The sequence below is a fragment of the Ligilactobacillus salivarius DSM 20555 = ATCC 11741 genome (genome assembly GCF_001435955.1).
Taxonomy (GTDB): Bacteria; Bacillota; Bacilli; order Lactobacillales; family Lactobacillaceae; genus Ligilactobacillus; species Ligilactobacillus salivarius.
The window spans coordinates 212,409-223,609 of record NZ_AYYT01000002.1 but is presented as its reverse complement, the minus strand read 5'-3'; the positions used below and the strand labels follow the sequence as shown (position 1 = coordinate 223,609).

9 protein-coding genes, 6 tRNA genes and 1 rRNA gene are annotated in these 11,201 nt (G+C 32.6%); 15 read left to right on the top strand and 1 reads right to left on the bottom strand.

Features of this window, described 5'->3' with window-relative positions:
* Window positions 1–18: 18 nt before the first annotated feature.
* From rrf to FC55_RS02245, 9 genes are all read left to right on the top strand, one after another.
* A 5S ribosomal RNA gene (gene rrf, locus FC55_RS02285) occupies window positions 19–135 on the top strand.
* A gap of 249 nt (window positions 136–384) precedes the next feature.
* Window positions 385–1,854, top strand: coding sequence for a peptide MFS transporter (locus FC55_RS02280; RefSeq protein ID WP_003700706.1), 1,470 nt, complete (start codon window positions 385–387; stop codon window positions 1,852–1,854).
* A 150-nt stretch (window positions 1,855–2,004) separates the two neighbouring features.
* Window positions 2,005–2,090, top strand: a tRNA-Tyr gene (locus tag FC55_RS02275).
* Between the two features lie 5 nt (window positions 2,091–2,095).
* Window positions 2,096–2,178: transfer RNA gene (locus tag FC55_RS02270), tRNA-Tyr, on the top strand.
* Window positions 2,179–2,189: 11 nt separating this feature from the next.
* A tRNA-Trp gene (locus FC55_RS02265) sits at window positions 2,190–2,263 on the top strand.
* Window positions 2,264–2,269: 6 nt separating this feature from the next.
* Window positions 2,270–2,342: transfer RNA gene (locus FC55_RS02260), tRNA-His, on the top strand.
* An 11-nt stretch (window positions 2,343–2,353) separates the two neighbouring features.
* A tRNA-Gln gene (locus FC55_RS02255) sits at window positions 2,354–2,425 on the top strand.
* 79 nt (window positions 2,426–2,504) lie between these two features.
* On the top strand, window positions 2,505–3,299 hold the full coding sequence (proC, locus tag FC55_RS02250) for a pyrroline-5-carboxylate reductase (RefSeq protein WP_035149955.1): 795 nt from the start codon (window positions 2,505–2,507) through the stop codon (window positions 3,297–3,299).
* A 15-nt stretch (window positions 3,300–3,314) separates the two neighbouring features.
* Window positions 3,315–4,013, top strand: coding sequence for a GntR family transcriptional regulator (locus tag FC55_RS02245; RefSeq protein WP_003700704.1), 699 nt, complete (start codon window positions 3,315–3,317; stop codon window positions 4,011–4,013).
* A 73-nt stretch (window positions 4,014–4,086) separates the two neighbouring features.
* On the opposite strand, the gene FC55_RS02240 is transcribed toward FC55_RS02245, so the two are convergent.
* Window positions 4,087–4,821, bottom strand: coding sequence for a WecB/TagA/CpsF family glycosyltransferase (locus tag FC55_RS02240; protein ID WP_003700703.1), 735 nt, complete (start codon window positions 4,819–4,821; stop codon window positions 4,087–4,089).
* Between the two features lie 151 nt (window positions 4,822–4,972).
* Between FC55_RS02240 and FC55_RS02235 the strand changes: the two genes are divergently transcribed.
* From FC55_RS02235 to FC55_RS02210, 6 genes are all read left to right on the top strand, one after another.
* A complete protein-coding gene (locus tag FC55_RS02235; protein WP_003700702.1) occupies window positions 4,973–6,439 on the top strand; it encodes a nicotinate phosphoribosyltransferase in 1,467 nt (488 codons plus the stop codon).
* A 19-nt stretch (window positions 6,440–6,458) separates the two neighbouring features.
* Complete coding sequence (nadE, locus tag FC55_RS02230) at window positions 6,459–7,286, top strand: ammonia-dependent NAD(+) synthetase (protein ID WP_035149939.1); 828 nt, start codon at window positions 6,459–6,461, stop codon at window positions 7,284–7,286.
* Between the two features lie 69 nt (window positions 7,287–7,355).
* Entirely contained in the window at window positions 7,356–9,527 is a 2,172-nt protein-coding gene (locus FC55_RS02225) for a Tex family protein (protein ID WP_003700700.1), read from the top strand.
* A complete protein-coding gene (locus FC55_RS02220; RefSeq protein ID WP_003700699.1) occupies window positions 9,520–9,957 on the top strand; it encodes a SprT family protein in 438 nt (145 codons plus the stop codon). Before FC55_RS02225 ends, FC55_RS02220 begins: the two co-directional genes overlap by 8 nt.
* A 46-nt stretch (window positions 9,958–10,003) precedes the next feature.
* Window positions 10,004–10,089, top strand: a tRNA-Leu gene (locus FC55_RS02215).
* Between the two features lie 90 nt (window positions 10,090–10,179).
* Window positions 10,180–11,160: a beta-ketoacyl-ACP synthase III gene (locus FC55_RS02210; RefSeq protein WP_035149899.1), complete on the top strand. Its 981-nt coding sequence runs from the start codon at window positions 10,180–10,182 to the stop codon at window positions 11,158–11,160.
* Window positions 11,161–11,201 lie beyond the last annotated feature (41 nt).

The window sequence follows — 11,201 nt, the reverse complement described above, 5'->3', positions numbered from 1 at the left end:
AAAATCTCAAGTAAATAGTGCGGTGATGATGGCACGAAGGATACACCTGTTCCCATTCCGAACACAGAAGTTAAGCTTCGTAACGCCGAGAGTAGTTAGAGGAACGCCTCTTGCGAGGGTAGGAAATTGCTATATAGATTTAAGGAGCAGATATGCTCCTTTTTTTTAATACCATAATATTTTAATTAGTAAATAATAAATATGCAAAAATATATTTTCATATTCATTAAAAAAATCTTTAAAATATTAAGGATATTGACCTTTTTATTAAGGTAACTTATAATTATATATGTCGTTATTTTTAATTTTATTCGAAATTAATTATAAAAAAGACAAAGTGATGTATAAAAAATTACATCACTTAAGTTTGGAGGAATTTAATTTATGAATTCAGAATCAATGGACAAAGCTTTCTTTGGTCATCCTCGTGGATTATCAACTTTGTTCTTTACTGAAATGTGGGAACGGTTTAGTTACTATGGTATGCGTGCCATTTTACTATTCTATATGTACTATTCCGTATCCGATGGTGGTCTAGGAATTGATAAGACCACAGCTGCTTCTATCATGGCTATATATGGATCGCTTGTATACTTATCTAGTGTTATTGGTGGTTTCATAAGTGATAGAATTTTAGGAAGTCGCCGTACAGTATTTATCGGTGGTGTATTAATAATGCTAGGTCATATTGCATTATCAACACCATATGGTAAGGGAGCTTTGCTCTTATCAATTATCTTGATTGTTTTGGGTACTGGCTTATTAAAACCTAATGTATCAGAAATGGTTGGTAGTTTGTATTCTTCAAATGACCCTCGTAGAGATGCTGGGTTTAATATTTTTGTTTTTGGTATTAACGTTGGTGCCTTGGTTTCACCAATTGTTGTTGGGCAATTAGGATTTAACGTTAACTTCCATTTAGGTTTTTCTTTAGCAGCTATTGGTATGTTCTTTGGTTTATTACAATATTGGTTAGATGGTAGAAAATACTTATCAAAAGATAGTTTATATCCTACAGATCCAATTGAATCTGATGAATTAAAAGGTTTACTTACAAAAACAGTTATTGGTATTGCTGCAATTGCATTAATATTAATAATTATGAATTTATTGAATGCACTAAATATTACTAATATTATCAATTTAATTTCTATTATTGCTGTATTAATTCCAATTTACTATTTTGTGTTAATGCTAAGTAGTAGAAAAATAACTAAGGTAGAACGTTCACGTGTATTGGCATATATACCTTTATTCATTGCCTCAGTTTTATTCTGGTCAATTGAAGAACAAGGTTCAGTTGTTTTAGCTTTATTTGCTGGTGAACAAACAAGATTATCATTGTTTGGATTCCACTTTGCACCTAGTTTATTCCAAAGTATGAATCCATTATTCATTATCATCTACGTACCATTCTTTGCATGGTTATGGGTAAAATTAGGGAGCAAACAACCATCATCACCAATGAAATTCTCAATAGGTTTATTCTTTGCAGGGTTATCATTTATGTGGATGATGTTACCAGGAATGTTATTTGGAACTGATAAGTTAGTTAGCCCATTCTGGTTGATTATTAGTTGGGCTTTAGTAATCATTGGTGAAATGAATATCTCACCAATTGGATTATCAGTAACTACTAAATTGGCACCTAAAGCATTCCAATCACAAATGATGAGTATGTGGTTCTTAGGTGATGCTGCAGCACAAGCTATCAATGCACAAATAGTTAAATTGTATAGTCATGGTACAGAAGTTATGTATTATGGTGTAGTTGGTGCTATTACAATTGCATTTGGTATTATTTTGTTATTCTTTGTACCTAAGATTGAAAAGTTAATGTCAGGTGTTTTATAAAATTAGTTTAGAAGAGTCTAGTAAATATGCTAGACTCTTTTTTACTGGAATAAAAAAATTATTATTTTTTTTGAATATTCTCTTGCTTTTTTATCAAAAAACATGTATGATAATTAAGTCGGATATGTGATGTACATATTCAAGAAATATGGAAGGGTAGCGAAGTCTGGCTAAACGCGGCGGACTGTAAATCCGCTCCTTCGGGTTCGGTGGTTCGAATCCACTCCCTTCCACCANTTATGGAAGGGTAGCGAAGTCTGGCTAAACGCGGCGGACTGTAAATCCGCTCCTTCGGGTTCGGTGGTTCGAATCCACTCCCTTCCATTTTTTATAATAGGGATATAGTTTAAAGGTAGAACTACGGTCTCCAAAACCGTCGGTGTGGGTTCAATTCCTACTATCCCTGCCATATATGGCGAAAGTGGTGAAGGGGTTAACACACCGGATTGTGGCTCCGGCATGCGTGGGTTCGAATCCCATCTTTCGCCCTTTAATTTATTGGGGTATAGCCAAGCGGTAAGGCAAAGGACTTTGACTCCTTCATGCGCTGGTTCGAATCCAGCTACCCCAATTCTAGCGCAGATCATGTTGATGATTTGCGTTTTTTTATTACATTTATTATTACTGTAAAGCAAAGGATGGTTGAGATTATGAAGATTGGTTTCATAGGTGTAGGGAATATGGCAAAGGCCATAATTGAAGGTCTAATGAGTAAGGGTGTAGAAGCAAAGAATATTTTTATTCATAGTGCACATAAATCCAATTATGAAGTATATAGTCAAAAAACTGGAGTATCTGCTTGTGAAAGTAATAGTGAAGTTATTGAAAAATCAGATGTTGTTTTCTTAGCAGTAAAACCAATTGTAGTAGAAAAAGTATTAAAGGAAGTAAAAGATTCAGTTCTAACTCACAACCCAGTCCTAGTATCTGTTGTAACAGGTGTATCTGTAGCTGAGTTAGAGGATACACTAGGAAGTAAAGATGTAAAAATAGTAAGAACAATGCCTAACGTTAATGTAGAGATAGGTGAAGGAATGACAGCTTTACATAAGAATGATAATGTAAGTGATGAAGATTACCAACTTGTAAGAGAATTATTCGAAAAGATAGGTAAAGTTGCGGAAATTGAAGAAAAAGACTTTAGTACATTCGTAGCTTTAGCTGGAAGTTCTCCAGCCTTTGTATACTTCTTTATTGATAGTTTAGCACGTTCAGGTGTTAAATATGGATTAAATAAGCAAAAAGCAACTCAAATAGCTGCACAAGCTGTTTTAGGAAGTGCATTAAAAGTGTTGAAATCAGATAAAACACCATGGGAATTAGTAGATGATGTTTCCTCTCCTGGTGGAACAACAGTAGCTGGATTATTAGCAATGGAAGAAGCTGGGTTTATGACTTCTATTGTTAAAGGAGTAGATGCAACAATTTCAAAAGATAAAGGATAGAGAGGGGGATATAAGATGGTATCACCTGTTTATATACAGATTCATAATCAAATAAAAAAGGATATAGAAGCTAGCAAGTGGAAAATAGGAGAAAAGATTCCATCAGAAAGAGAATTAGCTGAAAATTTTTCTGTTAGTAGAATGACTTTACGTCAAGCTATTCAAACTTTAGTGGACGAAGGAATCCTTGAGAGAAAAATTGGCTCAGGAACTTTTGTAGCAAGAAAAAAAGTTCAGGAAAAAATGTCTGGAATTACGAGTTTTACAGAAATTACAGAAGCTCAAGGAAAAGTACCAACTAGTAAAACCGTCTCTTATTTAATTACTATTCCCTCACTAAGTGAAAGTGAAAAATTGAATTTAGATGATAATCAGAAAGTCTTAAGGATGGAAAGAATTAGATTTGCTGATGATGTGCCTATTTGTTTTGAAGTGGCCACAGTACCATTAGAATTGGTAAAGGATTATGACAAAACTCAGATTACTTCATCTTTATATAGAACTCTAGAAGAAAATGGGTTAATTATTGGTCATGCTCAACAAACGGTATCTGCTATGTTAGCTTCAGAAAGAATAGCGGACTTTTTACAATTAAAGAAAGGTGATGCTATTTTAAGGTTAAGACAAGTTTCTTTCTTACAAGATGGAAGTCCTTTTGAGTATGTACGTACCCAATATGCAGGTGATAGGTACGAATTTTATTTAGAAAAATAGTGTAGCAATAAAATAATGGCTTAGAATCAATGTTGTGAGTAACATGATTTTAAGCCATTTTTAGTATACTAACTTATTTTTTTAAGAATTTTTCTCTGTATATGAGTAACATGTATTTAGGTAGAGCCATCATTCTAATTATTCGTTGAGGTTCTTGAAGAAGACGATAAAACCATTCTAAATGGTGTTTTTGCCAAAAAATTGGTGCACGTTTTGAGTATCCGGCTAGGACATCGAAACTACCACCGACTCCCATCCAAATAGAATCAGAAATATGGCGATACTTGTTAATAAAAAATTCTTGCTTAGGAAATCCTAGTGCTACAAAAATAATATCTGGGTTACTATTCTTTATTGTTTCGACAATATAGCTATCATCTTTAAAATAACCATCATTGATTCCAGCAATATGGATTTCTGGGTAAGTTTCCTTAATTTTTGAAGATAATGTCTGTGCAACTTCAGGTTTAGCTCCTAAAAAGTAAATTTTTTTGTGTTTATAGTTTGCCCAAGAAAGTAAGGAGAGCATGGTATCATAACCTGTAACTCTTTCAGGAAGAGGTTTTTTAAGAATTTTAGCTCCTTTAATAATTCCAATACCATCAGCTACAACATAGTCTGCAGAGTTTATAATATTAGCATATTCTTTATCTTTTCTAGCAGCAAGTACAATCTCAGGATTAGCAGTAACTACAAAACGATTCAAGTGAAGATTAGAGTCAGTTTTTAATTGATCTACAAACTGCTTGTTAGTTATTGACAGAAAATTAATTCCTAAGATATTTACGAGTTTTGATTTATTAAACATAGAATCCTCTTTCAAATAGAATTTAAATTAATTATACAATATTTTTAGACGATATTTACTAAAAGTGATAAAATAAAAGTTAAATTAGTAATTCGTACATTTTGTATGAAAATATAACCCAGTTCATAGTAACTGAGGAGGACATAGAGTTATGAAAAAAATATTACCAGATGATAGTTATACTTTACATACTGATTTGTATCAATTAAATATGATTGAGACATATTGGAGAAAGGGTATTGACCAGAAAAAAGCAATTTTTGAAGTTTTCTTTAGAGATTTGCCTTTTGATAATGGTTATGCTATTTTTGCTGGTTTGGAACGACTTGTTTCCTATATCAATAAGTTGAAATTTACTGAGACAGATTTGGAATACTTACGGGATGAAGTTGGTTACAAAGATGATTTTATTGATTATCTTAGAAATTTCAAATTTACTGCTACAATTCGTTCTGTTGTTGAAGGAGAAGTCGTTTTTAACAAAGAACCATTAATTCAAGTTGAGGGTCCTTTGGTAGATTGTCAGTTAGTTGAGACTGCTATTTTAAATATTGTAAATTATCAAACTTTGATAGCAACTAAAGCTGCTAGAATTCGTTCTGTAGTTGGAAATGATGCTTTAATGGAATTTGGTACTAGACGTGCTCAAGAACTAGATGCAGCCATCTGGGGAACAAGAGCAGCTTATATTGGTGGTTTTGATGCTACAAGTAATGTACGTGCAGGAAAGATTTTTGGTATTCCTGCTAGTGGTACCCATGCTCATGCACTCGTACAAGCATATCGTAATGATTATGAAGCATTTAAAGCATATGCAACTACACATAAAGATTGTGTATTCTTAGTAGATACATATGATACATTGAAGAGTGGTGTTCCAAATGCTATCAGAGTCGCTAAAGAAATGGGCGATAAGATTAATTTCTTAGGTGTAAGAATAGACTCTGGTGACATGGCTTATATATCTAAACGTGTGCGCGAACAATTAGATGAAGCAGGATTTAAAGATGCTAAAATATATGCTTCAAATGACCTAGATGAAAAAACAATCATGAACTTGAAAATGCAAGGTGCTAAGATTAGTGTTTGGGGTGTAGGTACTAAGTTAATAACAGCTTATGACCAACCAGCCTTAGGTGCGGTATATAAGATGGTAGCCATTGAAGATGAAAATGGTGAAATGGAAGATACTATTAAGATTTCAAGTAATGCTAGCAAGGTTTCTACACCTGGTCGTAAGCAAGTATGGAGAATTAATAAGAAGGCTGATGGAAAGTCTGAAGGAGATTACGTTGCTTTATGGTATGAAGATCCACGTAATGAAGAAGAATTATACATGTTCCATCCTCAATATACTTACATTAACAAGAAAGTCAAAGATTTTACTGCAAGACCTTTATTAAAAGATATTTTTGTTGATGGTGAACAAGTATATGACTTGCCATCCTTGAATGAAATTAAACAATATGCCCATGAAAGATTGGATAGTTTGTGGGAAGAATATCGTCGAGAATTGAATCCACAAGAATATCCTGTTGATTTATCTAAAGATTGTTATGATAATAAGATGAAGATAATCCATGATATTCATGAAAAAATTAATAGTGGTAAAATTTAAAAGAGAAGAAGGTTTAATTATGCGCCCTTTACAAGAGAGAATTATCAACGAATTGAAAGTAAAGCCAGAAATTAATGCGGAAGAAGAAATTCGTCGTTCAGTAGATTTTCTAAAAGATTATTTGAAAAAACATCCATTTCTAAAAGCATTAGTGTTGGGAATATCTGGTGGACAAGATTCTACCTTAGCTGGAAAGTTATCTCAAATAGCGATTTCTGAATTGCGTGAAGAAACAGGCGACGATGTTTATCAATTTATTGCTGTACGATTACCTTATGGAGATCAAGCTGATGAACAAGATGCTATGGATGCAATTGAATTTATGCAAGCTGATAAGACTGTTAGAGTAAATATAAAACAAGCAGCTGATGCAATGGTTCAAAGTATCGAAGAAAATGGACTTGAAATTAGTGACTTTAATAAGGGTAATATTAAGGCACGTGAAAGAATGATTGCTCAATATGGAATTGCTGGTGCTGTTTCAGGAGCAGTGGTAGGTACAGATCATGCAGCTGAAGCAATTACAGGTTTCTATACTAAGTATGGTGATGGTGGTGCAGATATTACTCCACTTTGGCGTTTAGATAAACGTCAAGGAAGAGCGATGTTAGAATTATTGAATGCACCTGAACATTTATACAAGAAAGTTCCAACTGCTGATTTGGAAGAAGATAGACCAGCCTTACCTGATGAAGTTGCCTTAGGTGTTACTTATAACGATATTGATGATTATCTAGAAGGTAAAGAAGTAGCTGATAATGTAGCAGAAAAAATTGAAAATTGGTTCTTAAAAACAGAACATAAACGTCATATGCCAATTAATGTATACGATACATTTTGGAAATAGATGTTTTTTAAAAGTTAGGTAAGTTCTAAGACAAGCCTAACTTTTTTATTATGAGAAAGGAAAGTATCGATGGATAAAAAAGTTTTAAAATTAACTAATGCTGAATTAAAGTATAATCCTAAAAAAATAGAAAAAGTAATTGAATTGCTAGAAGAAGGAAATACTATTCCTTTTATAGCTAGATATAGAAAAGAACTAACTGGAAGTTTAGATGAAGTCCAATTAAGAGAAATCCAAGTAACTTATCAAAGAAATGAAAAGATAGAAACACGTAAGAGTGAAGTTCTTAAGAAAATTTCAGAACAGAATAAACTTACAGAAGATATAAGAAATAAAATAAATAATGCAAGTACTCTTCAAGAGGTCGAAGATATTTATTTACCTTATAAGAAGAAAAGAAAAACTAAAGCACAAAAGGCAGTTGCAAATGGATTAGAACCATTAGCTAAGTGGTTATTGAGAGTAAATAGCGATGCGCCAATGGTAGAAGCTAAGAAGTATCTTAATAAAGAAGTACCTGATGAAGAAGTTGCCTTAAATGGTGCTGTTGATATTTTAGCAGAAGCATTTGGTGAAGAAGCACAATTAAGAGATTGGGTGCGAAAGCAAATGTCTAGAAAAGGAGTATTAATTGCTAAGGAAAAAGATAGTAAGAAAGATGAAAATGGTACCTATGAAGATTACTATGATTTCGAACAAGTAGTGTCTAAATTAACATCATATCGAATTCTAGCAATTAACCGCGGTGAAAAAGAAGGAATTTTACGAGTAAAAATAAGTACAGATGACGATTATGCGCTAAGATATTTACATTCTAGAATAATTGGTAGTAAGAAAAGTACAAGTAATGACTATGTAGAAATGGCATATACTGAAGCGTATAAAAAATTTATCAAACCTGCCATTGAAAGAGAGCTTCGAGCAACTTTAACTGAAAAAGCCGAAAATGAGGCTATTAAAGTTTTTGGTGAAAATTTGTATAATTTATTAATGCAAGCCCCTTTGAAAAATAAAATTATTTTAGGAATGGATCCAGCATTTAGAACTGGTTGTAAGTTGGCGATTATTGACGAGACTGGAAAATTTTTAGTTAAAGATGTGATTTATCCACATGAAAAGCATAAAGGCGAGAAACCAAATTCTGAATTAAGAAAAGAAGCTGCTGAAAAATTAGAGACATTGATAAATAGATATAATGTTGACATGATAGCAATTGGGAATGGTACAGCAAGTCGAGAATCAGAAAAATTTGTAGCAGAAGTTTTAAAGAAGATAGATAAAGAAGTATATTACGTAATTGTAAATGAATCAGGAGCTTCTGTATATTCAGCAAGTGAAGTAGCAAGAGATGAATTCCCGGATTTTAACGTAGAAGAACGTTCGGCCGTAAGTATAGCTCGAAGATTGCAAGATCCTTTAGCAGAATTAATAAAGATTAATCCTGAATCAATTGGTGTGGGACAATACCAGCATGATTTACCACAAAAACAATTAGATAGTGAAGTTGAAGCGACTGTTGAAACTGCAGTTAATAAAGTTGGTGTGAATTTGAATACAGCTAGTATCCAATTACTAACCTATATTTCTGGATTGAATAAAACAACAGCTCAAAATATTATTCTTTATCGTGAAGAAAACGGAAAATTTCAAAATCGAAAAGAGTTAAAAAAGGTTCCTAGATTAGGTCCTAAAGCTTATGAGCAGGCGGCAGGCTTTTTAAGGATTATTGATGGGAATGAGTCTCTAGATAATACAGATATACATCCAGAAAGTTACCCGCTAGCAGAAAAATTGATAAAGGATCTAGGCATTACTAAAGAAGATATGGGTACTAACACTATAAACGATAAGTTAGCAAAATTTAATGTTGAAAGATATGCACTAGATAATGAATTAGAAGTAATAACTGTTAAAGATATTGTAAAAAGTTTGATGAAACCAGGGCGCGATGGTCGAGAAAGTATGCCAATGCCTTTATTGAAATCAGATATTTTAAAAATAGAAGATTTAAAAGCAGGGATGCAACTAGAGGGTACGGTAAGAAATGTTGTTGATTTTGGAGCATTTGTTGATATTGGTGTAAAACAAGATGGACTAGTGCATTTATCAAAACTAAGTAAGAAATATGTTTCTAATCCACGAGATGTAGTTGCTGTAGGACAGATAGTTACTGTTTGGGTTGAAGATGTTGATTTAAATAGAAGGAGAATTCAATTAACAATGGTAAATCCAAATGAATAATAGAGAACTATTAGAACTAACTAGAAAAATTTCTAATTCTTATTTTAATAGAGATTTTAAGCATAAAATAAAGTTTAATAGTAAGTTGAGAACAACTGGAGGACGGTATTTTTTAAATAATCATAATATAGACATTAATCCTAAGATGTTAACAGAATGTGATATGGATACTTTGATAGGTGTCATTAAACACGAACTATGCCATTATCATCTCCATATTAATGGTTATGGGCATCAGCATAGGGATAAAGATTTTAAAATATTGTTGAAAAAAGTTGGAGGTTTAAGATATGCTCCAACTTTAAAGACAAGCTATAAAAATATTTATATTTGTCAAAATTGTGGGAAAAAGTATTATCGACAAAGGAAAATAAATACTAGCAAATATGTATGTTCTCATTGTCACGGAAAATTAAAATTAATTGAATAAGCACTTGCTAAATAGGGTTAAACTTGATATAATTATCTCTGTTGTCGCGGGTATGGCGGAATTGGCAGACGCGTCAGACTAAGGATCTGGTGGGCATTATTGCCCGTGATGGTTCGAATCCATTTACCCGCATACAGAGGTGAGCATAGGAGTCTATATTGGCTACTATGCTTTTTTATTTTATAATATATTTTGATGACTAAAAATAAAGTGAGGTTCTTTATGAATAAGGGAATAAAAATGGTATCTATAGCAGGTTACCTACCTGATAATGTTGTGACAAATGATGACTTGAGCAAAATTATGAAAACATCTGATGAGTGGATTCAAAGTCATACAGGTATTAAGCAAAGGTACTATGCTTTTAATGAAAATACGTCAGATTTAGCTACTGAAGTAGGAAAAAAACTTCTAGAAAGAGCAAATCTTAAGCCAGAGGACATAGATTTGTTAATTGTATCAACTATCTCTCCAGATGCAATTACACCATCTACAGCAGCTATTGTAGAGAAGAAGTTAAATTTAAAGTCAGCTTTTGCCTTTGATATTTCTGCAGCTTGTGCTGGGTTTATCTATGCTTTAAGTACAGCCCATAAATTTTTAGTTTCAGGTTTATATCGTCGAGCAATGGTAATTAGTGCTGAAACAAATTCTAAAATGATGGATTTTAAGGATAGAACATCAGCTGTTTTCTTTGGCGATGGTGCTGCTGGAATAATTGTAGAGGCGACTGATGATGAAAAAGAAAACATTTATTTATCTGAGAAATTGGTTACGGTAGGAAATGAGGAAGTTATTCATAGTGGTAGAATTGCTCCTCTTAAGGAAATATCTAGTGATAATTATCCAAGTATGGACGCTTTTTATCAGAATGGAAGAGAAGTTTATAATTTTGTAACAACAGATATAGTTAAGCATATTAAGGAGTTTTTAGAGACAAATAAAGTGAACTCCAAAGATTTATCGTATGTTGTAACTCATCAGGCTAATTTACGATTGATAGAAATTATATCAAAAGAGATTGAAGTTCCTCTAAATAGGGTGGCGACTGATGTTAAGGAATGTGGTAATACTTCTTCTGTTGGAATACCATTAGCCTTGACTAGAAAGTTTGAAGATGAAAATATAACAGGTAAAGTTCTATTAACAGGTTTTGGTGCTGGTTTAGCTTATGGATCTATTCTTTTAGAATTTGGTGAATAATTGATGATAATTGTATGTTATACTATTCATTAATTAAGGAT